The 26,578-nt window shown below is 64.7% G+C and carries 23 protein-coding genes, 1 tRNA gene and 2 pseudogenes; 8 read left to right on the top strand and 18 right to left on the bottom strand.

Annotation, left to right across the window (positions count from 1 at the left end):
* Window positions 1-44: 44 nt before the first annotated feature.
* The 8 genes from ytfQ to chvE all read right to left on the bottom strand — a co-directional run bounded on the left by ytfQ (window position 45) and on the right by chvE (window position 10,098).
* Window positions 45-995, bottom strand: a complete 951-nt coding sequence (ytfQ, locus tag PE067_RS09070; protein WP_276189050.1) for a galactofuranose ABC transporter, galactofuranose-binding protein YtfQ — start codon at window positions 993-995, stop codon at window positions 45-47.
* 60 nt (window positions 996-1,055) lie between these two features.
* Window positions 1,056-2,576, bottom strand: a complete 1,521-nt coding sequence (locus PE067_RS09065) for an aldehyde dehydrogenase (NADP(+)) (protein WP_276189048.1) — start codon at window positions 2,574-2,576, stop codon at window positions 1,056-1,058.
* Between the two features lie 8 nt (window positions 2,577-2,584).
* Complete coding sequence (locus tag PE067_RS09060; protein ID WP_276189045.1) at window positions 2,585-3,496, bottom strand: Gfo/Idh/MocA family oxidoreductase; 912 nt, start codon at window positions 3,494-3,496, stop codon at window positions 2,585-2,587.
* Window positions 3,496-5,238, bottom strand: a complete 1,743-nt coding sequence (gene araD / locus PE067_RS09055) for an L-arabinonate dehydratase (protein ID WP_276189043.1) — start codon at window positions 5,236-5,238, stop codon at window positions 3,496-3,498. Before araD ends, PE067_RS09060 begins: the two co-directional genes overlap by 1 nt.
* Before the next feature lie 9 nt (window positions 5,239-5,247).
* Window positions 5,248-6,237, bottom strand: coding sequence for an AraD1 family protein (gene araD1, locus PE067_RS09050; RefSeq protein WP_276189041.1), 990 nt, complete (start codon window positions 6,235-6,237; stop codon window positions 5,248-5,250).
* 1 nt (window position 6,238) lies between these two features.
* Window positions 6,239-7,432 (bottom strand): multiple monosaccharide ABC transporter permease, encoded by a 1,194-nt coding sequence (gene mmsB, locus PE067_RS09045; protein ID WP_276189039.1) that lies wholly within the window; start codon window positions 7,430-7,432, stop codon window positions 6,239-6,241.
* A gap of 9 nt (window positions 7,433-7,441) precedes the next feature.
* Window positions 7,442-8,962, bottom strand: a complete 1,521-nt coding sequence (mmsA, locus tag PE067_RS09040) for a multiple monosaccharide ABC transporter ATP-binding protein (RefSeq protein WP_276189037.1) — start codon at window positions 8,960-8,962, stop codon at window positions 7,442-7,444.
* Window positions 8,963-9,042: 80 nt separating this feature from the next.
* Entirely contained in the window at window positions 9,043-10,098 is a 1,056-nt protein-coding gene (gene chvE / locus PE067_RS09035; RefSeq protein WP_276189035.1) for a multiple monosaccharide ABC transporter substrate-binding protein, read from the bottom strand.
* A gap of 135 nt (window positions 10,099-10,233) precedes the next feature.
* On the opposite strand from chvE, the gene PE067_RS09030 reads away from it, so the two are divergent.
* From PE067_RS09030 to PE067_RS09020, 3 genes and pseudogenes are all read left to right on the top strand, one after another.
* Complete coding sequence (locus PE067_RS09030; RefSeq protein WP_276189033.1) at window positions 10,234-11,166, top strand: LysR family transcriptional regulator; 933 nt, start codon at window positions 10,234-10,236, stop codon at window positions 11,164-11,166.
* Between the two features lie 121 nt (window positions 11,167-11,287).
* Entirely contained in the window at window positions 11,288-11,797 is a 510-nt protein-coding gene (locus tag PE067_RS09025) for a cell wall hydrolase (protein ID WP_276189031.1), read from the top strand.
* Between the two features lie 182 nt (window positions 11,798-11,979).
* Window positions 11,980-12,943: pseudogene (locus PE067_RS09020) on the top strand (dihydrodipicolinate synthase family protein).
* A gap of 188 nt (window positions 12,944-13,131) precedes the next feature.
* Here PE067_RS09020 and PE067_RS09015 read toward each other — a convergent pair.
* The 5 genes from PE067_RS09015 to fabI form a co-directional block, all read right to left on the bottom strand.
* Window positions 13,132-13,866: a hypothetical protein gene (locus tag PE067_RS09015; protein WP_346429675.1), complete on the bottom strand. Its 735-nt coding sequence runs from the start codon at window positions 13,864-13,866 to the stop codon at window positions 13,132-13,134.
* Window positions 13,867-14,001: 135 nt separating this feature from the next.
* Window positions 14,002-14,628, bottom strand: a complete 627-nt coding sequence (locus tag PE067_RS09010; protein ID WP_276189029.1) for a hypothetical protein — start codon at window positions 14,626-14,628, stop codon at window positions 14,002-14,004.
* 186 nt (window positions 14,629-14,814) lie between these two features.
* A complete protein-coding gene (gene gpt / locus PE067_RS09005) occupies window positions 14,815-15,303 on the bottom strand; it encodes a xanthine phosphoribosyltransferase (protein ID WP_276189027.1) in 489 nt (162 codons plus the stop codon).
* The gene (locus PE067_RS09000; RefSeq protein ID WP_276189025.1) at window positions 15,304-15,918 is read right to left on the bottom strand and encodes a LysE family translocator; all 615 of its coding nucleotides are present in this window, start codon (window positions 15,916-15,918) and stop codon (window positions 15,304-15,306) included. It lies immediately after the preceding gene.
* 56 nt (window positions 15,919-15,974) lie between these two features.
* Window positions 15,975-16,802 (bottom strand): enoyl-ACP reductase FabI, encoded by an 828-nt coding sequence (gene fabI / locus PE067_RS08995; RefSeq protein ID WP_276189023.1) that lies wholly within the window; start codon window positions 16,800-16,802, stop codon window positions 15,975-15,977.
* An 81-nt stretch (window positions 16,803-16,883) separates the two neighbouring features.
* Here fabI and pdxH point away from each other — a divergent pair, with 81 nt between their 5' ends.
* The 4 genes from pdxH (at window position 16,884) to PE067_RS08975 (ending at window position 19,047) form a co-directional block, all read left to right on the top strand.
* Complete coding sequence (gene pdxH, locus PE067_RS08990) at window positions 16,884-17,546, top strand: pyridoxamine 5'-phosphate oxidase (RefSeq protein WP_276189020.1); 663 nt, start codon at window positions 16,884-16,886, stop codon at window positions 17,544-17,546.
* A gap of 200 nt (window positions 17,547-17,746) precedes the next feature.
* On the top strand, window positions 17,747-18,280 hold the full coding sequence (locus PE067_RS08985) for a cold shock domain-containing protein (RefSeq protein ID WP_346429674.1): 534 nt from the start codon (window positions 17,747-17,749) through the stop codon (window positions 18,278-18,280).
* A 142-nt stretch (window positions 18,281-18,422) separates the two neighbouring features.
* A complete protein-coding gene (locus PE067_RS08980) occupies window positions 18,423-18,980 on the top strand; it encodes a DUF192 domain-containing protein (RefSeq protein WP_276189018.1) in 558 nt (185 codons plus the stop codon).
* Window positions 18,971-19,047: transfer RNA gene (locus tag PE067_RS08975), tRNA-Pro, on the top strand. The genes PE067_RS08980 and PE067_RS08975 overlap by 10 nt, the downstream gene beginning before the upstream one ends.
* A 21-nt stretch (window positions 19,048-19,068) precedes the next feature.
* Here PE067_RS08975 and pgi read toward each other — a convergent pair.
* The 5 genes from pgi to PE067_RS08950 form a co-directional block, all read right to left on the bottom strand.
* A complete protein-coding gene (gene pgi / locus PE067_RS08970; protein WP_276189016.1) occupies window positions 19,069-20,685 on the bottom strand; it encodes a glucose-6-phosphate isomerase in 1,617 nt (538 codons plus the stop codon).
* A 5-nt stretch (window positions 20,686-20,690) separates the two neighbouring features.
* Window positions 20,691-21,359 (bottom strand): 6-phosphogluconolactonase, encoded by a 669-nt coding sequence (gene pgl / locus PE067_RS08965; protein ID WP_276189508.1) that lies wholly within the window; start codon window positions 21,357-21,359, stop codon window positions 20,691-20,693.
* 2 nt (window positions 21,360-21,361) lie between these two features.
* A complete protein-coding gene (gene zwf, locus PE067_RS08960; RefSeq protein WP_276189014.1) occupies window positions 21,362-22,810 on the bottom strand; it encodes a glucose-6-phosphate dehydrogenase in 1,449 nt (482 codons plus the stop codon).
* Window positions 22,811-22,885: 75 nt separating this feature from the next.
* Window positions 22,886-23,467: a PIN domain-containing protein gene (locus PE067_RS08955; RefSeq protein WP_276189013.1), complete on the bottom strand. Its 582-nt coding sequence runs from the start codon at window positions 23,465-23,467 to the stop codon at window positions 22,886-22,888.
* Window positions 23,464-24,660, bottom strand: coding sequence for a class I SAM-dependent rRNA methyltransferase (locus PE067_RS08950; RefSeq protein ID WP_276189507.1), 1,197 nt, complete (start codon window positions 24,658-24,660; stop codon window positions 23,464-23,466). The genes PE067_RS08955 and PE067_RS08950 overlap by 4 nt, the downstream gene beginning before the upstream one ends.
* A 114-nt stretch (window positions 24,661-24,774) precedes the next feature.
* Here PE067_RS08950 and edd point away from each other — a divergent pair.
* Window positions 24,775-26,578, top strand: a pseudogene (edd, locus tag PE067_RS08945) (phosphogluconate dehydratase).

Below are 26,578 nucleotides of genomic sequence, written 5' to 3'. Positions count from 1 at the left end.
AGACGGTCCGGGCAACTTCGACGCCGCCCGGACCGCGTCATTTGTCAGTAGCCCAGACCCTTGCGCGCCTCATACTGCCCGGCCGGATCGTCGGACTGCGTGAACAGCCTGGATTCGGTCTGCAGGAACTTGGCGGGTTCGCTGCCATCGGCCCACCAGGCTTCCAGCGCGTCAAAGGCGGGGCCGGCCATGTTCGGCGTCAGCTCGACCGTGGCATTCGCCTCGCCATCGGCCATCGCCTTGAAGATATCGGGCACCCCGTCGATCGAGACGACCAGGATATCCGTGCCCGGCTTCAGCCCGGCTTCCTTGATCGCCTGAATCGCGCCGACCGCCATATCGTCGTTATGGGCGTAAAGCGCGCAGATATCCTTGCCGCCGTTTTCGGCCTGAATGAAGCTTTCCATCACCTCCTTGCCAAGGCTGCGGGTGAAATCGCCGGTCTGGCTTTGCACGATCTGCAGGTTGTCATGGCCCGCGATGCCCTGCTCAAAGCCCTTCTTGCGGTCGATGGCCGGGGATGAGCCCGTGGTGCCCTGCAATTCGACGATGCGGCAATCCCTGTCGCCGACCGTCTCGGCCAGCCATTTGCCCGCAACCTCGCCTTCGTGAACAAGGTTCGAGCCGACCGCCGTCAGATACAGCGACGGGTCGCTGTCCACCATCCGGTCCAGCAGGACGACCGGGATTTCCGCCTCTTTCGCCTCTTGCAGCACGGAATCCCAACCCGTCGCCACGACCGGCGCGATCAGGATCGCATCGACGCCCTGCGCGACAAAGGACCGGATCGCGGCGATCTGGTTTTCCTGACGCTGCTGCGCATCCGAGAACTGCAACTGATAGCCGCGTTCCTCGGCCTGCTGGCGGGTCAGCGTGGTTTCCGCCGCGCGCCAGCCCGATTCCGAACCGATCTGCGAAAAGCCCACGACCTTTTCGGCCATCGCCGAAGTTGCGCCCAAAGCGACCAGCGCCGCCGTCGAAAGCAGTGTTTTCATGTTCATATGTCGTCCTCCCTCTTGGTTCATCCGCCGGGTCCCTGGCCCGGTGATTTCAGGTCACTGACCCTCATCGGTCAGATCATCCGGCAGCAGATCGGTCGGGATGTTCTGATAGCAGACCGGGCGCAGAAAGCGCCGGATCGCCATCGTCCCGACCGAAGTCGCGCCGAAATTCGTGCTGGCCGGGAACGGGCCGCCATGCACCATCGCATCGCAGACCTCGACCCCGGTGGGCCAGCCATTGGCCAGAATGCGGCCGGCCTTGCGTTCCAGCACCGGCATCAGCCGCCGGGCCAGATCGCTGTCGCCGCCGTCCATGTGCAGCGTCGCGGTCAACTGGCCTTCCATGGCGCGGGCCAGCGCCAGCATGTCGTCATCGCCATCGACCGTCACCACCAGACCAAGCGGGCCAAAGACCTCGGCCTGCAGGGCGTGGCGCGACAGGAAATCCGCCGCCGTGCTGCGCAGCAGCATGGGGCTGGCCTGACGGTGTTCCGCGCCGCCCGCCAGCACCACCTGCGCCTGATCCGCCATGGCCTGCGCGCCCTGCGCATAAGCTGCGGCGATGCCATCGGTCAGCATGGTCTGGGCCGCGACCCCGGCCAGCGCCTGATGCGCGGCGGCGACAAAAGCCTCGGCAGCCGCCCCCGCAGCCAGCACCACGACGCCGGGATTGGTGCAGAACTGCCCCGCCCCCATGGTCAGGCTGGCGGCCCAGCCTTTGGCCAGCGCATCGCCTCGCGCGGCCAGCGCATGGGGCAGGACGAAGCACGGGTTGACCGCGCCCAGTTCACCGAAAAACGGGATCGGCTCGGGCCGCGCGGCGCACAGGTCGAACAGCGCCTTGCCGCCCGCCGTGCTGCCGGTGAAACCGACCGCGCGGATCAGCGGATGCCGGACCAGCGCCGCCCCGACCTCATGTCCGTCACCGTGGATCATCGAGAACACGCCCGCAGGCAGGCCGCAACGGGTGATCGCGGCATGGACGGCTTCGGCCACGATTTCCGAGGTGCCGGGATGGGCCGGGTGGCCCTTGACCACGACCGGACAACCCGCCGCCAGCGCCGATGCCGTGTCGCCGCCCGCCACCGAAAAGGCCAGGGGAAAGTTCGAGGCGCCAAAGACCGCCACCGGCCCGACCGGACGCTGGATCAGCCGCAGATCGGGGCGCGGCATGGGCTGGCGATCGGGCAGCGCGGCGTCATGGCGGCGGTCCAGATAGTCACCCTGCCGGATATGGGCCGCGAACAGGCGCAATTGCCCCGTGGTGCGACCGCGTTCGCCCTGAATGCGGGCCTCGGGCAATCCGGTTTCCTGCGTCGCTATCTGGGTGATCGCCTCGGCCCGAGCCTCGATTTCATCCGCGATGGCGTCCAGAAAATCGGCACGGCCTGCGCGCGTGGTCCAGCCATAGGTTTCAAACGCCTGTTCGGCGGCACGGGCGGCGCGGTCGATCAGATCGGCATTGCCCGCGCTGAACACCTGCCCCGTCCCCATCGCCGGGGCCGAGGTGAATGTCGCATCCGCGTCCAGCCATTCGCCGGCGACCAGATGCTTGCCATGGGGAACGAAGGTCATCACAATCCTCAGAATTCAAAGGGTTCGACAATGGCACGGCGGCCAAGGGTAAAGGCGTCGGCGACCAGCACCATCGGGCGCAGATCGACATCGGATGCACCTTGCCGGACCAGTTCGGCCATGCGCGCATAGAGCGCCGGATATTCACCCATGATCGAGTTTTCGCCGCCCGCAGGCTGGCCGTCGATCTCCAGCAGATTGCCGCCCATGCGCAGCGCCAGATGGCCGCCGTCAGTGTCGAATTCCATGTCCCAGGTCTGCGGGCCTTCCTGACGGAAATCGAAATCGGCGGTGATGGCTTGGGCAAATTGCAGCCGCGCGGCAATCGGCGCCTGACGGTTTTCGGGAAAGTCCAGTTCGGCCCCGGTCAAATGAACGGGCATGGGCAGGATCCCGGTCAGGATCGACAGGGCATTGATGCCGGGGTCAAAGACGCCCATGCCGCCCGCCTCGAAAATCCAGTCCTGACCGGGATGCCATTTGCGCACATCCTCGCGCCAGATGATGCGGCCGCTGCGCACCACCCGCCCCGCCAGCCAGCGCCGCGCCGCCTGAACCGCCGCCGCCTCGCGCGAATGCCAGGTGGTGAACAGCGTGACGCCCCGGGTCGCCGCCAGATCGGCCAGGGCATGGACCTCGGCTAGGGTCGCCCCCGGCGGCTTTTCCAACATCAGGTGACGGCCCGCGTTCAGGACAGCCTGGGCTGCGGCAAAGCGTGGCACCGGCGGCAGCGCCAGCGAAACCGCCCCGATTTCCGGTCTTGCGGACAGCATGTCCGCAATCGCCGGAAATCCCTCGACCCCATCGACACGGCCCGCGCGCGACACCGTCGCGGCCAGCCGCCAGTCCGGGCTGGCCTCCAGCGCGGGGACATGCTGGTCGATGGCGATCTTGCCGATGCCTGCAAGTGCGATATCCATCAGTGACTGTCCTTGCCCACGTCGCGGCCCCGGCAGCCGCGCAGGAAATCCAGATCGGCGCCGGTATCGGCCCCTTCGACATGGGCCTGATGCAACCATGCGTAACCCGAGGCCGGCGGATCGGGCAGCGGGACCCATGCGGCCAGACGCGCGGCCAGTTCAGCATCGCTGATTTCCAGTGTCAGGCTGCGCCCCGGCACGTCAAGGCTGATCATGTCGCCATTCCGCACAACCGCCAGCGGCCCACCCGCCGCCGCCTCGGGCGAGGTATGCAGAACCACTGTTCCATAGGCCGTCCCCGACATCCGCGCGTCCGATATGCGCACCATATCGGTGATGCCCTTGCGCAGGATCTTGGGCGGCAGGCCCATGTTGCCGACCTCGGCCATGCCGGGATAGCCCTTTGGCCCGCAGTTCTTCATGACCATGATGCAGGTCTCGTCGATATCCAGATCCTCGTCGTTGATCCGGGCCTTGTAGTCGTCGATATCCTCGAACACGACGGCGCGCCCGCGATGGGTCAGCAGATGCGGGCTGGCAGCGGATGGTTTCAGCACCGCCCCCCTGGGCGCCAGATTGCCGCGCAGCACCGCGATGCCGCCCTGTTCGGTCAGCGGCTTGTCGGCGGGCAGGATGACATCCTCGTTCCAGTTGCGCACATCCCTGACCTCATCCCAGATCGTCGCGCCGGATACGGTCAGCGCACCCTTATGCAGCTTGCCCGCCTCGGCCAGACGCTTCAGCACGACGGGCAGGCCACCGGCATAGAAGAATTCCTCCATCAGATACTTGCCCGAGGGCATCAGGTTCACGATGGTCGCGACATCGCGGCCGCAGCGGTCCCAGTCATCCAGCGTCAGATCGACGCCGACCCGGCCCGCGATCGCCAGCAGATGAACCACCGCATTCGTCGACCCGCCAATCGCGCCATTGCAGCGGATCGCGTTTTCAAAGGCGTCCTTGGTCATGATGTCCGAGGGCTTCAGATCGTCCTTGACCATCTGCACGATGCGCCGTCCCGACAGTTGCGCGATGACGCGGCGGCGGCTGTCAACGGCCGGGATCGCGGCATTGCCGGACAGTGCCATCCCCAAAGCCTCGGCCATGCTTGCCATGGTGCTGGCGGTGCCCATCGTGTTGCAGGTCCCGGTCGAGCGGCTCATGGACTGCTCGGCCTCCAGAAAATCCTCCTGCGTCATCTCGCCCGCCTTCACGGCTTCGGAAAATTTCCACAGATGGGTGCCGGAACCGACGCGCTCGCCCCGGAAATAGCCGTTGAGCATCGGCCCGCCGGTCACGACAATCGACGGAATATCGGTCGAGGCCGCCCCCATCAGCAGCGAGGGCGTCGTCTTGTCGCAGCCGACCATCAGCACCGCGCCGTCGATGGGCTGGCCGCGCATCTGTTCCTCGACCGCCATGGCGGCGATGTTGCGATACATCATCGCGGTCGGGCGAAAGGTGTTTTCGCTGGCCGAGAATACCGGCACCTCGACGGGAAAGCCGCCGGCCTCCCAGATACCGGCCTTCACCTTTTCGGCCAGTTCGCGCAGATGGCCGTTGCAGGGCGTCAGGTCGGACCAAGTATTCATGATCCCGATGACCGGGCGGCCATCGAACAGGTCATGCGGATAGCCCTGATTTTTCAGCCAACCGCGATGATAGATCGTGTCGCGGGAATTGCCGCCATACCAATGCTGCGAACGCAGTTGGCGGGGCCAGGGTGCGGGTTTGAACGTCATGGCGCCCCCTTACAGACGGTGGATGGTGACCGGCGCAGCCTGTTCGGGCGCCTGATCAAGCGGGTTCGACAAGGGCAGGCCAAGCGCCGGGCAGGTGATGCGAAAGACATCGCCCTGCTGCACCCTGACCCCGTCGGCAAAGCTGAGCGTGGCCGTGCCGAAGAAATGCACATGGACATCGCCCGGCTGGCGGAACAGCGCATATTTGAAATGGTGGTGTTCCAGATTGGCGAGGCTGTGGGACATGTTGTCCTCGCCCGACAGGAACGGTTTTTCCCAGATCACCTGACCGCCGCGCAGGATCGCGCTGCTGCCCTGAACATGAGCGGGCAGATCGCCGACCAGCATTTCCGGGCCATAACTGGCCGGGCGCAGCTTGGAATGGGCCAGCCACAGGTAATTGCCGCGTTCAGTGACATGGTCCGAAAACTCGTTGGCCTGCGCGAATCCAAGGCGGTAAGGCGTGCCATCATCCGCGACCAGATACAGGCCCGCGACCTCGGGCTCCTCGCCCGCGTCCAGCGCGAAACCGGGCGATTGCAGGGCGGCGCCGGGGGCTGCGGCATTGGCGCCATTGCCTTTCCAGAACCATTCGGGCTGAACCCCGATGCTGCCCTGCGCGGGCTTGCCGCCCTCGATCCCCATGCGAAACATCTTCATGCTGTCGGTCATCGCCTCGGGGTCGGCCTTGGCGTGCATGGAGTTGCGGGTCGCGGCGGAACCCAGATGCGTCAGCCCGGTGCCGGTCAGATGCAGATGCGCGGGATCGGGATGGTCCAGCGGCAACAGCACGCGCCCCTCGGCCAGTGCGGCGGCCAGATCGACGGTCTCGCCCTGTCCGCGCGCGGCGATTTCGGCGGCCAGCCCATGGCCCGCCGCAATCGCGGCCAGCGCCAGTTCGCGGGTCGTGGTCGCGCCGGGAACGATGCGGGCGGTGTCGCCTTCGCGCCAGACGGTCGCGCGCTGCCCCCGGGGCGTCAGGATTTGGGACAGGAACATGTCAGCCCTCTTTGCGTTTGTTGTAGACGTCGAAGAATACGGCGGCGAGCAGCACCAGCCCCTTGATGACCTGTTGGTAGTCAATGCCGATGCCAAGGATCGACATGCCGTTGTTCATCACGCCCATGATAAAGGCGCCGACCACCGCGCCGATCACCTTGCCGGACCCGCCAGACATGGACGCGCCCCCGATGAACACCGCCGCGATCACGTCCAGCTCGACCCCGAAACCGGCCTTGGGCGTCGCGGTGTTCAGCCGCGCGGCAAAGACCAGCCCGGCCAGCGCCGCCAGCAGCCCCATGTTGACGAAAGCCAGAAAGGTCAGCCGTTCGGTGCGGATGCCCGACAGTTTCGCGGCCTTTTCATTGCCGCCGACGGCATAGATGCGGCGGCCGATGGTGGTGCGTTCGGTCAGAAAGACATAGATCACCGTCAGGATCACCATGGAAATCAGCACGTTCGGCAGGCCACGGAACCACGCCAGTTTCCATGTCACAAACAACAGCGCCGCCGCCACGATCAGGTTGCGCAGCCAGAACAGGCCCGAGGGTTCATCCTCGATCCCGTAGCGGGCATTGCTGGCGCGGGCGCGCAGCCCCGTCCAGATCATCACGGCCGAGGCGATGACGCCCGCCGCCAGCGCAACCGCATTCGGTTTGCCGATGCCGAAGATATCGGGCACAAAACCGGTGGACAGCAGTTGGAAACTGCGCGGGAAAGGCCCGACCGACTGCCCTTCCAGCAGCCACAGCGACAAGCCGCGAAAGACCAGCATCCCCGCCAGCGTGACGATGAATGACGGGATTTTCCAATAGGCGATGAAATAGCCCTGAACCGCGCCGATGGCCATGCCCGCGATCAGGCACAGCGGCACGGCCACCGCGACGGGCAGCCCCCATGTCACGATCAGCACGGCGGCAAAGGCGCCGATGAAGCCCATGACGGAACCCACCGACAGGTCGATATGGCCGCTGACGATGACCATCAGCATGCCAAGCGCCATGATGATGATATAGCTGTTTTGCAAGAACAGGTTGGTGATGTTCACGGGCCGCAGCAGCGTGCCGTCGGTGACGATCTGGAAAAACACCATGATCGCGATCAGCGCCAGCAACAGGCCATAGTCGCGCATGTGTTTCGTCAGATAGCCGCCGATGCCGGGCGCGGCCTGCGGGGTTGTGGTCGTCTGGCTCATTCCTGCCCCCTATTCCTGCACGATCAGCGACATGATGCGTTCCTGCGTCGCCTCGGCCGCCGGGAATTCGCCGACGAATGTGCCCTCGTTCATCACGCAGATGCGGTCGCACATGCCCAGAAGTTCGGGCATTTCCGACGAGATCATCAGGATCGCCTTGCCCGCCGCGCTGAGTTCGTTGATGATGTTGTAGATTTCATATTTCGCGCCGACGTCGATGCCGCGCGTCGGTTCGTCCAGGATCAGGACCTCGGGGCTGGTGAACAGCCATTTGGCCAGAACGACCTTTTGCTGGTTGCCGCCCGACAGGTTGACGACACGCTGATGCACCGATGGCGTGCGGATGCGCAACGATTTGCGATAGCGTTCGGCCACCTCGGTTTCGCGGGCATTGTCAATGATGCCGCCGACGGAAATGCCGGGCAGATGCGCCAGCGTCGTGTTGCGGGCAATCACATCGTCAAGGATCAGGCCCAGGGATTTGCGGTCCTCGGTCACATAGGCCAGCCCCGCGTCGATCGCGGCGGGCACGCTGGACAGATCGGCGGGCTTGCCATGGATCAGCACCTCACCCGAGATCCCCCGTCCCCATGACCGGCCGAACAGGCTCATCGCCAGTTCGGTGCGGCCCGCGCCCATCAGCCCGGCGATGCCCAGCACCTCGCCCGCGCGGATGTGAAAGGACAGGTCGCGGATGGTCTGACGGTCGCGGTGTTCGGGGTGAAAGACGTTCCAGCCCCTGACCTCGATCACGGTTTCGCCCGCGCGGCGGGTCCGGTCGGGGTAGCGGCTGGCCATGTCGCGGCCGACCATGTCGCGGACGATGCGGTCCTCGGTGATCGGTTCGGCATGGGCGTCGATGGTGGAAATGGTCGAGCCGTCGCGGATCACGGTCACGCGGTCGGCGACGCGGCGGACCTCGTTCAGCTTGTGGCTGATGATGATCGAGGTGACGCCCTGCGATTTCAGTTCCAGCAGCAGCGTCAGCAGCGCCTGGCTGTCGGATTCCGACAGCGCCGCCGTCGGTTCGTCCAGGATCAGCAGGCGGACGTTTTTCGACAGCGCCTTGGCGATTTCGACCAGTTGCTGCTTGCCGATGCCCAGGGATTCGACGGGGGTGCCCGGCGCCTCGCGCAAGCCCACCTTGGCCAGCAGGCTTTCGGTCTGGCGGAAGGTTTCGGGCCAGTCGATGACGCCCCGCGCGGCGCGTTCATTGCCCAGAAAGATGTTTTCGGCAATCGACAGCAGCGGCACCAGCGCCAGTTCCTGATGGATGATGATGATGCCCAGATCCTCGCTGTCGCGGATCGAGCGGAATTGCGCGGTCTGACCGTCAAAGACGATATCGCCGTCATAGCTGCCATGGGGATAGACCCCCGACAGCACCTTCATCAGGGTCGATTTTCCGGCGCCGTTTTCGCCGCAGATCGCGTGGATTTCGCCGCTCTGCACGACCAGATTGACCTGATCCAGTGCCTTGACGCCGGGAAAGCTTTTACCGATCCGGCGCATTTCCAGAAGCGCAGTCATCTGGGGTTTTCCTTTTGGAACCTGGGATGCGTCCTTGCGCATTTGCGCGCGGAGCGGCCGAACCGCCCCGCGCAAGGCGATCATTTCACCTGATCGGCGGTGTAATAGCCCAAATCGATCAGCACGCTTTCCCAGTTCGACGCATCGACCGTGACAGGCTCCAGCAGGTAGGACGGCACGACCTTGACGCCGTTGTCATAGGTTTCGGTGTCGTTGATTTCCGGCTCGCTGCCTTTCAGCAGGGCATCGACCATGCCGACGGTGACGCGGGCCAGTTCGCGGGTATCCTTGAAGATCGTGGAATATTGTTCCTCCGCGAGGATCGACTTGACCGAAGGCACCTCGGCGTCCTGACCGGTCACAATCGGCATCGCCAGATCGCCAGAGCCATAGCCCACGCCCTTCAGCGACGACAGGATGCCGATCGACAGCCCGTCATAGGGCGACAGCACGCCCTGCACCTGCTTGTCGGTGTAATTCGCCGACAGCAGGTTATCCATCCGCGACTGCGCCACCGCGCCATCCCAACGCAGGGTGCCGACCTTGTCCATGCCGGTCTGGCCCGAGCCGATCACGATGGAACCGTCGTCGATCAGCGGCTGCAGGACCGACATCGCCCCATCATAGAAGAAATAGGCGTTGTTGTCGTCGGGCGAGCCGCCGAACAGTTCGACATTCCACGGTTTCACATCGGGAAAGCGCGCTTTCAGACCATCGACAAGGCTGGTCGCCTGCAGGACGCCGACCTTGAAATTGTCAAAGGTCGCGTAATAGTCGACATTGCCGCTGTCGCGGATCAGCCGGTCATAGGCCACGACCCTGATATCCGCCGCCGCCGCGTTTTCCAGCGCATTCGACAGGGTGGTGCCGTCGATGGCCGCGATGACCAGCACGTCGACGCCCTTGGTGATCATGTTTTCGATCTGGGCCAGCTGGTTCGGGATATCGTCCTCGGCATATTGCAGGTCGGTGTCATAGCCTGCGGCCTTGAACTGTTCGACCATCGAATTCCCGTCCGAGATCCAGCGGGCCGATGATTTCGTCGGCATGGCGATCCCGATGGTTTCGGCCATGGCGCCAAAACCCATGAACGACGCGCCAATGGCCAGCGCCGCGGTAGCGAGCTTGAGTTTCATCCTATCCTCCCCTGGAAACGCGCCTCTCTGGGGCTGTTCCCGATCCTGTTGCCGCCTCTCCGGCCCGAAAGTGATAGCTTTGGAACAACATCATGGTAAAATGATAAATATGCCAATCTGCATAGCGAAATTGATATGTCGAAACCTGCCGCCCGCCTGATGCTCAAGCCCGCCTGGCTGGCGCTGGTGCGGGAAATCGCCGATCAGGGACAGTTGCAATCGGCTGCGGTGACGCTTGGCATGACGCAGCCCGCCGCCTCGCGCATGCTGGGCGAGATCGAGCGTCAGGTCGGCGGGCCGCTGTTCCTGCGCCAGCCCAAGGGGATGGAACCGACCGAGACCTGCCGGACCGTCCTGCGCCGCGCCCGCGTCATCCTGCGCGAGATGACCAGCATGGCGACCGATCTGCAGAACCTGCACAGCGGTTTCGCGGGTTCGGTCCGCGTCGGCGCCGTCACCGGCCCCGCCGTGCGCCTGCTGGTCCGCGCGGTGCGCGACATCAAGCAACAGGCGCCGGACGCGGATATCACCATCGACGCCATGCCCTCGCGCGATCTGCTGACCCTGCTGACGGCGGGGGAACTGGATCTGGCGATTGGCCGCATCCTGCCGGAATTCGATGTTCAGGCCTTCAACATCCTGCCGATGAGCGATGAAAAGGTCAGCCTGCTGGTGCGCGGCCAGCACCCGCTGGCGCGGTCGCCCAGTGTCACGCTGACGGAATTGCACGGCTATGAATGGATCATCCAGCAGCGCGGCGCGCCGATCCGCGAAGCGACGCTGTCGGCCTTCGCCGGCCTTGGCCTGACGGAACCCGCGAATGTCATCAACAGCCCCTCGGTCCTGCTGACGCTCGCCTATATCGCGGGCAGCGATGCGGTGGCGCCCCTGTCGGACGAGGTCGCGCAACTGCTGATCCGCCCGCCGATCGGCGCGGGTTTCGTGATCCTGCGCATCCCCCACGACATCCGCGTGCCGCCCTATTACCTGCTGGACCTGCGCCGCCGCCCGCTGACGCCGCTGGCCCTGCGCCTGCGCGAAAGGCTGATCGCGCTTTCCAGGGCCTGAACGGCCGGCCCGCCGCGCAGGATCCGGCCCATGTCGCCATGCCCGATTGCCGCCACCCTGCCCCGGATGATATCCTGCCCCCAAGAAACAAGAACCCGCGATCAGCGGGGAAAGGGCAGTGATGGCTAATCCCAGGGTGAAATTGCGCATCGCCGCGATCTGCGCCACGGCGCTTTTCGTGCTGAGCGGCTGCGGCATCGGGCGACATTCCGAACAGGATTGCATGGAACGCGCGATGTATTTCGAATCCAACCGCTCCAGCCGCGACGGCATGGTGGCGGTCGGCAGCGTCGTGATGAATCGCGTGCAATCGGGTCAATATCCGCGTTCCGTCTGCGGCGTCGTCGGCCAGCGCGGGCAATTCGCGCCGGGCATCATGTCGAAAAAGATGAACGACCGATCCGTGCCGATGGTCCGCGAGGCGGCACGCTCGGTCCTGCGCGGCGAACGCCACCCCTATATCCAGAATGCGATGTTCTTTCACACCGCCGGGCACCGCTTTCGCTATGACAATATGCACTATGTCCTGGTGACGGGCGGCAATGCCTTTTACGAGCGCCGCAAAAGCCATCTGGTCACGCAACCCGTCCCGCCCCGCCCGATCGAAGGCGTGACCGGCCGCCGCTGGTAGGCTGCGGCGGTATCGCCGCCGCCCCGCCCCCCCCTCTCTCATTCCGACCAATCCCGGCACCCTTGCGGCGCCGGGCGCGCAGCCATGCGCGATGCGATCCGGCATGTCGCAAATTTATGTCGACAAACAAAATGCAACAAGTATTATTTCGGACAACACGACCGCCATCTCATGAGGATCCGATGCAATCCGATATCTTTTCCGGCACCATCCCGGCGCTGATGACCCCCTGCACCGCCGACCGCCGCCCCGATTTCGACGCGCTGGTGCGCATGGGCAAGAAGCTGATCGCCGATGGCATGTCGGCGGTCGTCTATTGCGGCTCGATGGGGGACTGGCCGCTGCTGACCGATGCCGAGCGGATGGAGGGCGTCGCGCGTCTGGTCGACGCCGGCGTGCCGGTCATCGTCGGCACCGGCGCGGTCAACACCCGCATCGCGGTCGAACATGCCGCCCATGCCCGAAAGGCCGGCGCCCATGGGCTGATGGTCATCCCGCGCGTCCTGTCGCGCGGCAGCGTCATCGCCGCGCAGCGCGAACATTTCAAGGCGATCCTGTCCGGCGCCCCCGACCTGCCCGCCGTGATCTACAACAGCCCCTATTACGGCTTTGCGACGCGGGCGGATCTGTTCTTCGCCCTGCGCGCCGAACATCCGAACCTGGTCGGCTTCAAGGAATTCGGCGGCAATGCCGACCTGTCGCTACGCCGCCGAGACATATCACCAGCAAGCGATGACGGCGTAACGCTGATGATCGGCGTCGATACCGCCGTCGTACCACGGCTTCGTCAACTGCGGCGCCAAGGGCGCGATCACCGGCATCGGCTGCGTCCTGCCGCGCGAGGTCTTGCTGCTGAGCGCGCTCAGCCGTGCAGCGGCTAAGGGCGATGCGACCGCGCGCCGGCTGGCCAGGGAACTGGACGATGCGCTGCAGGTTCTGGCGACGGTCGATGCCGGGCCGGATCTGGTCCTGTTCTTCAAACATATGATGGTGTTGAAGGGCCACGCCGAATATGCGCTGCATTTCAACGCAACCGATGCGCTGTCCCCCAGTCAGCAGGGGTTCATCGAGGCGCAGCTTGCCCTGTTTGACGCATGGTTCGCCGATTGGTCGAAGCAGGACTGCCTGCGCCCCTATCTGAACTGATCGCGGCGGGCAGAGCGGTTTGCGGCACCGCGACCGCTCTGGCCGCAACCGCTTTGGCCGCGACCGCTCTGTCCGCAACCGCTCTGGCCCACGACATCAGCGGCCGAACCACAACCCCTGTTTCTTCAGCTCTTGCCGGATCGCCTTTTCCTTGCTGGGCAAAGGCTTGCCCGCGAAAATCGGGCGGATCAGGCCCCGCCCGCGCCCTCGCGGACCAGCTTGTCATAGCCTGCATCCTGCTGCACCAGCGGGCGCAGTTCGGGCAGGTCCAGCACGCGTTCCATCGCGGCGACGGCCCTGTCGGATCTGCGGGCGTAAAGCAGCGAAAGATTGCGGTAATGGCAGGTCACGCCATTGTCGAAACCATCCAGTTCCGGCCCCGGACGCCCGCCGCCAAGCGCGTGGACGACCAGCGGCAGGATCGCCTGATCCAGCCAGGGATCAAGGCTCTGGCTGGCCAGCACCTCGCCCGGTTCGTTGCGCAGGGCCAGCGACCAGTCCAGAAAACGCCTGCCGAATTCGGCCGGATCATCGCCCAGAAACCAGCCTGCGTTGAAATACAGATAGCGTTCCCAATGTTCGTCGGGCTGGTCGGGGTCCAGCGAGCTTTCGAAATCCAGCCCGAACCGGTCATAGAGCGAACGCCAGATATCGCTGTAGCCCGGCCCGTGAAGCGGCGGCTCGGGCCAACTGCCCCTGCGCCGCATCGAGGCGGTCGGGCGGCTGAAATCGATCGCGCAACGGCCAAGCGGGCCGGTGATGATCGTGTCCGAATCGAAAAAGACAAAGGGCTCGCCCGCGGGCAGAAGCGACAGGGCCTCGATCTTGTTGCCATAGGGGTAGCCGCGCCCGAAATGCACGGCGGTAAAGGGCAGGATTTCCGCACCGAACCCCGTCAGCAGATCGCGTTCGACCGCGCCCATCCGCGTCGATGCGCCGCTCCGTGCACCTTCGCCGGGGTTCGGCGACGATCAGGCGGCCGCGCCATTTGGGTGAAAACATCCGAAGGCTGGCCGCAAAGATCACCGCCTGCCGGGCCAGCGCACCGGCCTGACCAATCAGCAGGATATTGAAGGGCGCGCTTTCGACATCATCCAGAGGCGCCGCGACAACCGGGACGGGGTCGGCATCGGCCACCGGCACAAAGGGCACAAAGCCGCGCGCGCCCGGTTTGTCGGCCCGGTCCTTCTTGCCCCGGACGGCTTGCTTGTCGCCGATCCGGTTCTGGCCGTTCCGGTTCTTGCCGGGCTTTTCGCGCCCCCGGCATCGGCCGCCCTTGCCGCGCCATCCGGCCGGTCGCGTTTCTTGTCCGCAGGCTTTGCGCCGTCGTCGGCGCTGCCCGCTTTCCGGTCGGCCCGTTCCTGCTTGCGCTGCGCCCGTTCGGCCTGACGTTCGACGCGGGCGGCGGCGCGGGCCGACTGGTTCAGGGCGCGGCGCGCGGCGCGGGCCTGTTCCTTGCTTTCGGCAGTCTTGGCGGGCGCGGTTTCGGCATCGCCAGCCTGCGCGCCGGCCTGATCCTGTTTGCGGATGCGATTCTGGTCGCGCTGCTGGCCCCGATTCTGGCCCCGGTTTCTGTCGGCAGCCTGACCACGCCCCTTGTTCTGGCCGTCCTTGTGCTTGCCTGCGGCTTTGCCGTTCCCCTTGCCTGCGCGCTCTTGCGCGGGCTTATCGTCCCGATCGGTCACCAAAATGCACTCCACCAAGAAATTCCAGACAATTCTGCCCCATGCTTAGCCTGCGGCATGCCCAAGGTGAACTGCCCACCGGATCAATTTTGCACCCTGGGCGGGACCGCACCTGTCCGCCCCCTCCCCCGCGATGGAAAAAGGCGGCCGTGGCGGGCCGCCCTGTCGGGGATGCTGTCTGCGCCCTCAATCGCTGCCGCGATAGGGTTCGACATATTGCAGCGCCATGTCCCAGGGAAAAAAGATCCAGGTGTCCTGACTGACCTCGGTCACATAATCCTGCACCATCGGGCGCCCCTTGGGCTTGGCATAGACGGTGGCGAAATGCGCCTTGGGATACATATTGCGCACCAGTTCCAGCGTGCGCCCGGAATCGACCAGATCGTCCACGACCAGAATACCGTCGCCATCCTCCATCAGCGCGGGATCGGGGGATTTCAGAACCTCCAGCCCGCCCTGTTCCTGCTTGTTGTAGGATTTGACGGAAATCGTGTCGATGGTGCGGATGTCCAGCTCGCGCGCGACGATCATCGCAGGCACCAGCCCGCCGCGCGTGATCGCGACGATGGCACGCCAGTCCCGACCGTCAAGCCGCCACGCCAGCGCCCGCGCATCCCGGTGAAGCTGGTCCCAGCTGACATGGAAGCCCCTTTCATGTGGCAGGCGGTCGGTCATTTACGGTCCTTTCAAGGTTTCCAGAATCAACAACAGGCCAAGGCTCGCCATCGCGACGGATGCCGCGCGGTCGATCCAGGTCTTGGCCGAAAAATAACGCGCCCTTGCCCCCGCTGTCGACATGGCGATTGCGACGACCGCATACCAGAACAGTTCCGTCCCCAGACAGACGGCAAAGATCACCGATTGCTGGCCAAGGCTCAGCGCGCCGGGAAAGACCGACAGAATCAGGGTGGCGTAGAACAGGGCGGGCTTGGGGTTCGACAGGTTCAGCGCGATGCCGCCCATGAAGCCCCGGCTGGCGCCGCCCGCAGCCTTGGGCAGGTCCTGCATCGAGGCACGCCACAACCCCCAGGCAAACCAGAACAGATACAGCCCGCCAAAGATTTTCAGCGCGGAAAACAGCGCCGGATGCAGCCGGAACACCGCCGCAAGCCCGGCCAGCGCGAACAGGCACCACAGCGCCGCCCCCGCCCCCAACCCCAGGGCATAGGGCAAGGCCCTGCCGCGCCCGTGATTGAACGCGGCCTGAATGGTGGCGATGATGGCGGGTCCGGGGCTGAGAATGGCCAGCGACAGGGCCGTGATCAGCGCCGCGAATTGATCGATATTCATCTGGGGCGCATGTCCCGGTGTAATGCCGGCCCCGATACCGGGGCCGCGCGTCAGGTTCAGTCTTTCCTCGCCGCGTCGATATCGGGCGCATCGACGGCCTTCATGCCGACGATATGATAGCCCGCATCGACGTGATGCGTTTCGCCGGTCACGCCGCTGCCAAGATCCGACAGCAGATACAGCGCGGACCGCCCGACATCGTCCTGATTGACGTTGCGACGCAGGGGCGAGTTCAGCTCGTTCCATTTCAGGATATAGCGGAAATCGCCGATCCCCGAGGCGGCCAGCGTCTTGATCGGCCCGGCCGAGATTGCGTTGACGCGGATGCCATCCTTGCCCAGATCCTCGGCCAGATAGCGCACCGACGCCTCCAGCGCGGCCTTGGCGATGCCCATGACGTTGTAATGCGGCATGACGCGTTCGGCGCCGTAATAGGTCAGCGTCAGCATCGCGCCGCCATCCGGCATCATCGCTGCGGCATGGCGCGCGACCGCGGTAAAGGAATAAACGGAAATATCCATCGTCATCAGGAAGTTGTCGCGCGTCGTGTCGGCATAGCGGCCGCGCAGTTGTTCCTTGTCGGAAAAGCCGATCGCATGAACGACGAAATCAATGCTGTCCCAACGCCCGCGCAGCGCGTCAAAAAGTCCCACGATCGACGACTCATCGGAAACATCGCATTCAACGACGAAATCCGAACCAAGCTGCGCCGCCAGCGGCTCGACCCGACGCTTCAGCGCATCCCCTTGATAGGAAAAGGCAATTTCTGCGCCAGCATCCGCCAGGGCCTTGGCGATTCCCCAGGCGATCGACTTGTCATTCGCAAGGCCCATGATCAGCCCGCGTTTGCCCTTCATCAATTCCAACCCGCCATTGCTTGACATTTCTCAGTCCCTCGCGGTTTCTTCAACTCCGCAGGATTAGGACAACTGCGTCGGGGCATCAAGGGCAGGAGTATTTCCACAATGAGCGACCGTGACGGCATTTTCGCGGGCGACGACCCCTTTCAGATCGCCCGGGCCTGGCTGGCAGAGGCAGAGAAAACCGAGCCGAACGACCCCAATGCGATGGCGCTGGCGACGGTCGACGCCTCTGGCCTGCCCGATGTCCGCATCGTGCTGCTCAAGGAAATCGAGGGCCAGGGCGATTCTGGTGCCTTCGTGTTCTACACCAATTACGAAAGCGCCAAGGCCACCCAGATCGCGGAAACCGGCGTCGCGGCCGTGGTCCTGCACTGGAAAAGCCTGCGCCGGCAGATTCGTTTGCGCGGCGATGTCAGCCGCGTCGACGGCGCCCTGTCCGACGCATATTATCAATCCAGACCGCTGGAATCGCGGATCGGGGCCTGGGCATCGGCACAAAGCCGCCCATTGCAGAGCCGCGATGCGCTGGCCGCCGAGGTCGAGCGCCAGAAAAGCAACCTTGGGTTGAATCCCCCACGTCCGCCGCATTGGGGGGGCTACCGGATCACCCCCAGAGAGATCGAATTCTGGAGTGACGGAGCGTTCCGGCTGCATGATCGCTTTCGTTGGGTGAACAATAAATATATCAGCGAAACCAGCAATTTGGGCGCGGATCCGGAAAATACTACAGGAAGTTCGTGGCAGATATCGCGTCTTAGCCCTTGATTCCTGCCCTTAATGAACTCATGGTAAGGAAAACCTGACCATGCGCTCTATCGTATCCGCGCTATCGTCGCGTCGGCGGCACCGAGTGTCCGGGCAATGGTTGCGGCCGGGATCTCTGCCGGTCATTTAAGGGTAACATGGGGAAATGAGCGAATTAGAAGGTCAGAAACGCCAATTAGCGGGCGTCATAAAATGGTTCGATGCAGCACGGGCTTTGGCTTTCTTCGGCTGACGAAAGCGAATGCGACGTGCTTTTGCACGCCAACGTCCTGCGCAACTTCGGACAAAGCTCGGTTGCCGACGGCTCCGCGGTCGAGGTGATCGCCCAGCAGACCGCGCGCGGCATGCAGGCGGTCGAGGTTCTGTCGATCGAGCCTCCTGCCGGCGGGCAGATGCCCCCGATTGCCGATCTCAGCGGCGCTGCCCCCGAAGAGGTCGAGCGGCTGCCCCTGCTGCCGGCCCGCGTCAAATGGTTCGACAAGGCCAAGGGTTTCGGCTTTGCCAATATCTTCGGTCAAAAAGGCGATGTCTTTTTGCATATCGAGGTTCTGCGTCATTGCGGCTTTGCCGATCTGACCGTGGGCGAAGCGATTGCGCTGCGCGTGGTCGATGGCCGCCGTGGCCTGATGGCCGCGCAGGTGCTGAGCTGGGATCGCGTGGGCGAAGACAGCCGCCCTTCGGCCGCCGCCGCATCGCTGCTGCTGAAACCCCGTCTGGTTGCCGGCGCGCTCTGACCGCCGCTGTTCAGAATCACAATTCCATGGCGCCGCACGACTCTGTGCGGCATATGGTCGTTCAGCATGGGCCTGACCGCGCGACCGGATCAAAGGCCCGATCAGAGGCCCGATCAGAGGCCCGATCAGAGGAAGGATTGGCATGACCTCGCTTGCCGCGATCTTTGCCTTGCTGTTTTCAGCGGCGCCTGCCGCGCAGGATGCCGTCGCCTGCAGGCCCGATCAGGTCACATTCACGGATGGCCAGCGGCAGGTCAGCGTTCGGGTCGAGATCGCGGACGATCCCCGAGAACGTGCCCGCGGCCTGATGTTTCGCGAACACCTGCCCCGGGGCAGCGGCATGCTGTTCATCTACGAAACGCCTGCTCCGGTCAGCTTCTGGATGCGCAACACGCTGATTTCGCTGGATATGATCTTTCTGGATCAGCATGGCGTGGTGCGTCACATCCATCCGGACGCCCGCCCCCATGACGAAACCTCGATCCCCGGCCACCTGCCCGGAGACAGCGCGCCCGACCGCCTGATGGTGCTTGAAGTGCCCGGCGGCGACGCCGCGCGGATGGGGCATCGCGCATCGGCATGGCGCATGGCCCACCCCGATCTGCCGCAAAGCACGGCCCGCGCGCCCTGCGACTGTAGCGCGCGTTTTCGCTTTCAACCGCAGCGCGGTGCGGCTATGACAGCCGGGTTCGGGGCGTAGCGCAGCCTGGTAGCGCGACGGTTTTGGGTACCGTAGGCCGGAGGTTCGAATCCTCTCGCCCCGACCATGTTTCACGCGAAATGAACAACTAGCCGCCGCGCAACTCCCGCACCAGCCCCGCCAGCCGATTGGTCGAAGGATCGTGGCCGGGCACATCCTTGCCTTCCAGCAGGGGCGCGACCTGCAAGGCCAGTTCCTTGCCCAGTTCGACCCCCCATTGATCAAAGCTGTTGATGCCCAGAATGACCCCCTCGGCAAAGACGCGGTGTTCATACAGCGCGACGATCTGCCCAAGCGTGCGCGGCGTCAGTTCCGATATCAGCAAGGTGGTCGAGGGGCGGTTGCCCGGAAAGACCCGGTGCCGCGCCTGGCGTTCCAGCTCATCCCCGGTCAGGCCCTTTTCCGCCATCAGCGCGCGCGCCTGATCAAGGCTGCGGCCGCGCATCAGCGCCTCGGACTGGGCAAGGCAGTTGGCGACCAGCAGCAGATGATGATGCGCCAGATGCGGCTCGTGCCCCTTGGCGGCAAGGATGAATTCGCAAGGCACGACCGCCGTGCCCTGATGGATCAGTTGGTAAAAGGCATGCTGGCCGTTCGTCCCCGGCTCGCCCCAGACCACCGGTCCCGAAGGGCGGGTCAGATCGCTGCCATCCATCGCAACGCGCTTGCCGTTCGATTCCATCTCAAGCTGCTGCAGATAGGCCGGAAGCCTTGCCAGACGGTTGTCATAGGGCAGAACCGCGCGGGTCGCATAGCCGCAGATCTGATGATGCCAGATCCCGATCAGCGCCAACAGGACGGGCAGGTTTTCCGCAACGGGCGCGGATTGGAAATGCGCGTCCATCGCGGCACCTCCGGCCAGAAACTCGTCGAAACGATCGGCGCCGATGGCGATCATCAGCGACAGGCCGATCGGTCCCCAGACCGAATAGCGCCCGCCGACCCAATCCTCGAACCCGAAAACGCGATCGGCGTCGATGCCCCATTGCGCCGTCCGCCCCTGCGCCGACGAAAGCGCCGCGAATTGCGCTGCGGGCGTCCTGACCTTTTCCGCCATCCAGCGCCGCGCGGTAACGGCATTGGTCATCGTCTCGATGGTGGTAAAGGTCTTTGACGCGACGATGACCAGCGTCGTTTCCGGGTCCAGAGGTTTCAACACATCGGCGATATCGGCGCCGTCGACATTCGACACGAAATGCACGCGCGGCCCGTCATGCCGGGGCGCCAGGGCCCGCACGGCCATCGCAGGCCCCAGATCCGAACCCCCGATGCCGATATTCACGACATCGGTGATCCTGCCGCCCTGCCCCGTGAACCTGCCATCACGCAGGCGGGTCGCGAAATCACGCATATGGGCCAGCGTGTCGCGCACACCCGCCATGATATCGCGCCCGTCCACCTCGACCCTGCCGTCGGGGCTGCGCAACGCGGTATGCAGGACGGCCCGTCCTTCGGTTTCATTGATCCTTTCACCCGCAAACATCGCCGCACGGCGCGCAGCAACCGGGGCGGCCAGTTGCAGCAGCAGGTCACGCGCCCCGGCGTCGATGGTGGTCTTGGACCAGTCCAGCACCATCCCCAGTGCCGAGGTCGCAAAGCCCTGCGCCCGCGCCGGATCCTGCGCAAACAGCGTCTCGATCCGCGTATCGCCCTGCCCCTCGCGGTGCCGGATCAACTGGTTCCAAATGTCGTTCTGGTCTGTCATCTGCCTCACTCGGCCCAATGTACCGTCAAACCGTTCAGAAAGGTCTTGATCGGGGCCTCCAGCGGCGAAAGCTGCCGCGCCCGTTCCAGCGCCTGGCGTTTTTCGGGGCCGGTGATCATCAGATGCAGGCTGATCGCCTGTTTCAGCGCGGGCGCGGTCAGGGTGATGCGCGGCTCATCACCCGCATCCCGAACCGCCATGACCGCAGGCGCGTCGGACTGCAAGGCCGCCTCGGTCGCGGGCAGGTTCGGAAACAGGCTGGCGGTGTGCATGTCATTGCCCATCCCCAAAAGCAGAACCGTGATCGGCAAATGATCCGCGATCCGGTCGCTCAGGCCCGGCGCCGCATCCTCGGGCCCGGCATCGCCGGTATAGAGATCCAGATATTGCGCCCCCGCCGCACGGTCGCGCAGCAGATGCCGCCGCAAAAGCCGCGAGTTGGAACGGTTATGCCCGCCATCCACCCACCGCTCGTCATTCAGGAAAACGGTGACCCGCGACCAGTCGATATCACTGCCCGACAAGGTATCGAAAAGCGGCGCGGGCGTGGTGCCGCCCGGCACGCACAGGCTGGCGCGGTCATTCATCCGCAGATGCTGGGCCAGTTGTCCCGCAATCCTGTTGGCCAGCGACAGGGCCAGCATCTCGCGGTCGGGATATTCGATGAATTCCATGGTCATGCCCGGATCTCCCGCCAGCGGCGATTGTCGCGATGCAGCAGGCGCAGCGCCTCCTCCGGACCGCTGGAGCCCGGATCATATGGTTCGGGACGCGCCGGTCCGGCCTCCCACTCCTGAATGATCGGGTCGGTCCATGCCCATGCCGCCTCGACCTCGTCGCCGCGCATGAACAGGGTCTGGTTGCCCCGGATCACATCCATGATCAGGCGTTCATAGGCATCGGGCATTTCGGCGCCATCCTTGCCAAGCGCATCGGCAAAACTCATGTCCAAAGGCACCTGCACCAAACGCATGCCACCCGGCCCCGGTTCCTTGATCATCACGGTCAGATGCATGCCTTCATTCGGTTGCAGCTTGATGACAAGCTGGTTGGGACGCGGCACGGCCTCGTCGAAAATCGAATGCGGCGGCTCCTTGAAGGTGACGACGATCTCGCTGGTCCGCGCCCGCAGACGCTTGCCGGTGCGCAGGTAAAAGGGCGTCCCGGTCCAGCGCCAATTGGCGACATTCACCTTCAGCGCAACGAAACTTTCGGTGCGCAGATCCTGGTTTTCTGCATCATCCAAATACCCCGGCCCATCCGGTCCCGCAGCATACTGACCGCGCACGATATCACCGGCGCCAAGCGGCTCCAGCGCCCGGATCACCTTCAGCTTTTCGTCGCGCACGGCATCGGGGTCGAAATGATAGGGCGGCTCCATCGCGATCAGACACAGAAGCTGCATCATGTGGTTCTGCACCATGTCGCGGATCGCGCCCGAGTGATCGTAATATTCGCCGCGCCCGCCGACGCCCACCGTTTCGGCCACGGTGATCTGGACGTGATCGACATATTGCGCGTTCCACAGCGGCTCGAACAGAATATTGGCGAAACGCACGGCCATCAGGTTCTGGACGGTTTCCTTGCCCAGATAATGGTCGATCCGGTAGATCTGGCTTTCGTGGAAATAGCGCGCCAGCGTCGCATTCAGCGCGCGCGCCGTGGCCAGATCGCGGCCAAAGGGCTTTTCGACGACGACCCGGCTGTCATCATCGGCAATCTTGTGACTGACCAGCCGTTCCGCGATATCGCCGAACAACGCCGGCGCGACCGAGAAATAGAACGCATGGACCAGCCCCGGCCGCATCTTGTCCGCCAGTTCGGGCCAGCCATCCGCGCCCCGCGCGTCGACCGCGACATAGCACAGATGGTCCAGAAATTCGGCCAGCCGCGCCTTGTCGACGGGGGCGCCCATGAATTCATGGATCGCGGCAGCGGTCTCGGTGCGGAATTCGGCATCGCTCTGGCGCGTGCGCGCGGCACCAATGATGCGTGCATCAGCGGGGATCTGTTCGGCCAGATAGCGCCGGAACAGGCCCGGCAAAATCTTGCGCCGCGCCAGATCACCGGTCGCGCCAAAGATCACGAGGTCGAAATCATCGACCGGAATGACTCGTGAAACCATCGCTGCCTCCTCATCGCTTGCCTGCCGACTACCGGATGTTAGCGTTAACATCAAGTCTTGCAACCTTATCCCCATTCACTGCGCATCATCTTCGCCCGTGGCCAAAGCCTTGGCCAGCCGCGGCAGGCGGGCGCGCTTGAACAATGCCTTGCTCGTCACCCCGGCGCCAGCCGCTTGTGCCCGAGCGAACACGCGATGGGCCGCCTGCGCAACCTCTGTCGCGTTCTGCGACCACAAAAGCACGGCGAATTCATCGGGCGAGATGGCGCGCAGACTCAAAGCAGCCATGACGGCGCGCGGAAAATCCTTGCGGTTCGCAGTCACGATCATATCCGCGCCGCCGCGAATGGCAGATATGATGACATGCCTGTCCGACGCGTCCGGCAAGGCGATGGATTGCAGGATCTTCAGGCGCTCCCCGGTCGGGGGCTGCGCCATGCTTTCAGCCACGGTCGCATTTGGAAACCGGGCCCGCATCGTTTCGATCTCGACGCTCGCGATCGCGGCGGCGTCTTCGCCCAGTTTGGTCAGAACGGAATAATACCATTCATCCAGGATCCTGTCCGACCAAAGCGGCGTGTAAAGCTGTCCGGTTTCCAGAAAGAACTCGCGCTGGACCGTCGGGAACAGCACGCAGGCATCCAGAATTACCCTCATCCGTCCAGCCGGAAGAACAGGGATTTCAGATAGCCGGTTTCCGCCAGTTGCGGCAGCGTCGGATGGTCCGGCCCGGCCTGACCGCTGTAGAGCAGTTGCATCCGCCGCCCGCCCCGCCCGATCCCGCGCGCCGAGGCGTTGCGGAACGCCGTCAGATCGGCGGCATGGCTGCATGAACACAGGCCCAGATATCCGCCCGGCGCGACCAGCGGCGCGGCCGTGCGCGCAATGCGTTCATAGGCACGCAGGCCCGCCTCCAGCGCCTGTTTCGACGGCGCAAAGGCGGGCGGGTCGCAGATCACCACCTCGAAACGCGCGCCTTCTTGGGCCAGCGCCTCAAGGGCGGCAAAGGCATCGCCCTGCCGGGTTTCGAAACGGTCGGCGACGCCCATGCGTTCCGCCCCGCCCCGCGCCAGTTCCAGCGCGGCGGCCGAACCATCGACGGCCAGCGCCTGCGCCGCACCCCCGGCCAGCGCGGCCAGGGAAAAACCGCCGACATGGGAAAACACATCCAGCACCCGCGCGCCTTTCGACAGGCGCTGCGCAAAGGCGTGGTTCGGGCGCTGGTCATAGAACAGGCCGGTTTTCTGGCCATGTTCCAGATCGGCCATATAGATCGCGCCATTCATCGGCACGGGGATCGGGCCGGACAGGCTGCCCGCCAGAATCTCGCTGCGTTCGCCCAGACCTTCCAGCCCGCGCGCCCGGCCCTGCCCGTTCAGAACGACCGTGGCGACGCCCGTGACCTCGCGCAGCGCATCGGCGATATCGCCCGCCATCCGGTCCGCCCATGCCGCATTCGGCTGAATCACGGCCGCATCGCCGAACCGGTCGATGATGGTGCCGGGCAACCCGTCGGCCTCTGCGTGAACCAGCCGGTAAAAGGGCGCGTCGAACAGGTCTTCGCGCAGGGCCAGCGCACGGCTGATGCGCGCCTTCAGCCAATCGGCGTCAACCCGCGCCTGAGGATCCGCATCCATCATCCGCGCGATGATCTTGGAATTCGGGTTCACGGTCACGACGCCAAGCGGGCGGCGCTCACCATCCTCCAGCGCGGCAAAGCTGCCCGGCGCGATGGCGCGGGTGCGCCGGTCGGTCACCACCTCATCGACGAAAATCCAGGGAAAGCCGTGGCGGATGGCACGGGCATTGGCCTTGGGGCGAAGTCGGATCACGGGAAGCTCGGCGGTCATCTTTACCTCGAAATTGCCTGTGAGCTTTGCCACGGGCTGCATCTTGGAACAAGGGGCGCGGGCTTGCACTGTTACCGCTAACAGGCTATATCGTCAAGAGACGGAGGAAGCCTCATGACATTGCACGCCACCATCCAACGCGTCACCGACCGCATCCGCGAAAGATCGCACCAGACCCGCAGCGCCTATCTGACCCGGCTGGCCCACGCCGCCGAGGAAGGCCCAAGGCGCGCGCATCTGTCCTGCGGCAATCAGGCCCATGCCTATGCCGCCATGCCCGACAAGCAGGATCTGGCCGGAAACCCGCAAACCGAATATCGGCATCGTCACCGCCTATAATGACATGCTGTCGGCCCATCAGCCCTATGAAGCCTATCCCGACAAGATCCGCCGCGCCGCCCATGCCGCCGGGGCGACGGCGCAGGTCGCGGGCGGCGTGCCCTCGATGTGCGACGGGGTCACGCAGGGCCGTCCGGGGATGGAACTGTCGCTGTTTTCGCGCGACGTGATCGCCTTGGCGACCGGCGTCGCGCTGAGCCATGACACATTCGACGCGGCCATGTATCTGGGGATCTGCGACAAGATCGTGCCGGGGCTGATCATCGGGGCGGCGACCTTCGGCCATCTGCCTGCGGTCTTCGTGCCTTCGGGGCCGATGCCCTCGGGGATCAGCAATGACGAAAAATCCAAGGTCCGCCAGCAATTCGCCGCCGGTGAAATCGGCCGCGACCGGCTGATGCAGGCCGAAATGGCCAGCTATCACGCGCCGGGCACCTGCACATTCTACGGCACCGCGAACACCAACCAGATGCTGATGGAATTCATGGGCCTGCACCTGCCGGGCGCCAGTTTCGTGCAGCCCGGCACCCCCCTGCGCGAGGCGCTGACCGATGCGGCGACGGCGCGGGCCGCCGCGATCACCCGGCTGGGCAACGACTATATCCCGATCGGCGAAATTCTGGACGAACGCGCCTTTGTCAACGGTATCGTCGGGCTGATGGCGACGGGTGGCTCGACCAATCTGGTCATCCACCTGCCCGCCATGGCCAAGGCTGCCGGGATCGTGCTGGATGTCAGCGATTTCAACGACCTGTCGGAAATCGTGCCGCTGATGGCGCGGGTCTATCCGAACGGTCTGGCCGATGTGAACCATTTCCACGCGGCGGGCGGGCTGGGCTATATGATCGCCCATCTGCTGGAGGCGGGCCTGCTGCATGACGATGTGCAGACGATCATGGGCACCGGCCTGTCGCAATATACCCGCGAACCCAAGCTGCGCGACGGCCGCATTGACTGGGTCGATGGCCCGCGCGAATCGCTGAACGGCAAGATCCTGCGCCCGGCCTCCGATCCCTTTGCCCCGACCGGGGGCCTGCGCGAGTTGTCGGGCAATCTGGGCCGCGGCGTCATCAAGGTGTCCGCCGTCGCGCCGGAACGCCATGTCATCGAGGCCCCCGCCCGCGTCTTTTCCGATCAGGAGGAGGTCAAGGCCGCCTTCAAACGCGGCGAATTCACCGGCGATACCGTGGTCGTCGTGCGTTTTCAGGGGCCGCATGCGAACGGGATGCCGGAACTGCATTCGCTGACCCCGGTTCTGGCGGTCCTGCAGGATCGCGGGCTAAGGGTCGCGCTGGTCACCGACGGGCGGATGTCGGGTGCCTCGGGCAAGGTGCCGGCGGCGATCCATGTCTCGCCCGAGGCGGCCCGGGGCGGGCCGCTGGCGCGGCTGCGCGACGGCGATATCGTGCGGCTGGACGCGGTGGCGGGACGCATCGACTGTCTGGCGGATGATCTGGATCAGCGCGAACCGGCCAGCTACGACCCTGACAGAAACGCCCATGGCATGGGTCGAGAGCTGTTTTCGATGTTCCGCGCCCATGCCGGTGCGGCGACCGAAGGGGCATCCGTCGTGGTCTGA

This window comes from Paracoccus sp. DMF-8, from assembly GCF_029309835.1.
In the GTDB taxonomy this organism is placed as follows: domain Bacteria; phylum Pseudomonadota; class Alphaproteobacteria; order Rhodobacterales; family Rhodobacteraceae; genus Paracoccus.
Note: the sequence above shows the minus strand (reverse complement) of the source record. Positions and strands in the feature narration are given on the sequence as shown.

What these genes read in the sequence shown, in the direction of transcription:
- ytfQ (WP_276189050.1), bottom strand. Translation starts at nt 995, where the DNA reads ATGAAAACACTGCTTTCGACGGCGGCGCTGGTCGCTTTGGGCGCAACT.
- PE067_RS09065 (WP_276189048.1), bottom strand. Translation starts at nt 2,576, where the DNA reads ATGACCTTCGTTCCCCATGGCAAGCATCTGGTCGCCGGCGAATGGCTG.
- PE067_RS09060 (WP_276189045.1), bottom strand. Translation starts at nt 3,496, where the DNA reads ATGGATATCGCACTTGCAGGCATCGGCAAGATCGCCATCGACCAGCAT.
- araD (WP_276189043.1), bottom strand. Translation starts at nt 5,238, where the DNA reads ATGACGTTCAAACCCGCACCCTGGCCCCGCCAACTGCGTTCGCAGCAT.
- araD1 (WP_276189041.1), bottom strand. Translation starts at nt 6,237, where the DNA reads ATGTTCCTGTCCCAAATCCTGACGCCCCGGGGGCAGCGCGCGACCGTC.
- mmsB (WP_276189039.1), bottom strand. Translation starts at nt 7,432, where the DNA reads ATGAGCCAGACGACCACAACCCCGCAGGCCGCGCCCGGCATCGGCGGC.
- mmsA (WP_276189037.1), bottom strand. Translation starts at nt 8,962, where the DNA reads ATGACTGCGCTTCTGGAAATGCGCCGGATCGGTAAAAGCTTTCCCGGC.
- chvE (WP_276189035.1), bottom strand. Translation starts at nt 10,098, where the DNA reads ATGAAACTCAAGCTCGCTACCGCGGCGCTGGCCATTGGCGCGTCGTTC.
- PE067_RS09030 (WP_276189033.1), top strand. Translation starts at nt 10,234, where the DNA reads ATGTCGAAACCTGCCGCCCGCCTGATGCTCAAGCCCGCCTGGCTGGCG.
- PE067_RS09025 (WP_276189031.1), top strand. Translation starts at nt 11,288, where the DNA reads ATGGCTAATCCCAGGGTGAAATTGCGCATCGCCGCGATCTGCGCCACG.
- PE067_RS09015 (WP_346429675.1), bottom strand. Translation starts at nt 13,866, where the DNA reads ATGGGCGCGGTCGAACGCGATCTGCTGACGGGGTTCGGTGCGGAAATC.
- gpt (WP_276189027.1), bottom strand. Translation starts at nt 15,303, where the DNA reads ATGACCGACCGCCTGCCACATGAAAGGGGCTTCCATGTCAGCTGGGAC.
- PE067_RS09000 (WP_276189025.1), bottom strand. Translation starts at nt 15,918, where the DNA reads ATGAATATCGATCAATTCGCGGCGCTGATCACGGCCCTGTCGCTGGCC.
- fabI (WP_276189023.1), bottom strand. Translation starts at nt 16,802, where the DNA reads ATGTCAAGCAATGGCGGGTTGGAATTGATGAAGGGCAAACGCGGGCTG.
- pdxH (WP_276189020.1), top strand. Translation starts at nt 16,884, where the DNA reads ATGAGCGACCGTGACGGCATTTTCGCGGGCGACGACCCCTTTCAGATC.
- PE067_RS08985 (WP_346429674.1), top strand. Translation starts at nt 17,747, where the DNA reads ATGCAGCACGGGCTTTGGCTTTCTTCGGCTGACGAAAGCGAATGCGAC.
- PE067_RS08980 (WP_276189018.1), top strand. Translation starts at nt 18,423, where the DNA reads ATGACCTCGCTTGCCGCGATCTTTGCCTTGCTGTTTTCAGCGGCGCCT.
- pgi (WP_276189016.1), bottom strand. Translation starts at nt 20,685, where the DNA reads ATGACAGACCAGAACGACATTTGGAACCAGTTGATCCGGCACCGCGAG.
- pgl (WP_276189508.1), bottom strand. Translation starts at nt 21,359, where the DNA reads ATGGAATTCATCGAATATCCCGACCGCGAGATGCTGGCCCTGTCGCTG.
- zwf (WP_276189014.1), bottom strand. Translation starts at nt 22,810, where the DNA reads ATGGTTTCACGAGTCATTCCGGTCGATGATTTCGACCTCGTGATCTTT.
- PE067_RS08955 (WP_276189013.1), bottom strand. Translation starts at nt 23,467, where the DNA reads ATGAGGGTAATTCTGGATGCCTGCGTGCTGTTCCCGACGGTCCAGCGC.
- PE067_RS08950 (WP_276189507.1), bottom strand. Translation starts at nt 24,660, where the DNA reads ATGACCGCCGAGCTTCCCGTGATCCGACTTCGCCCCAAGGCCAATGCC.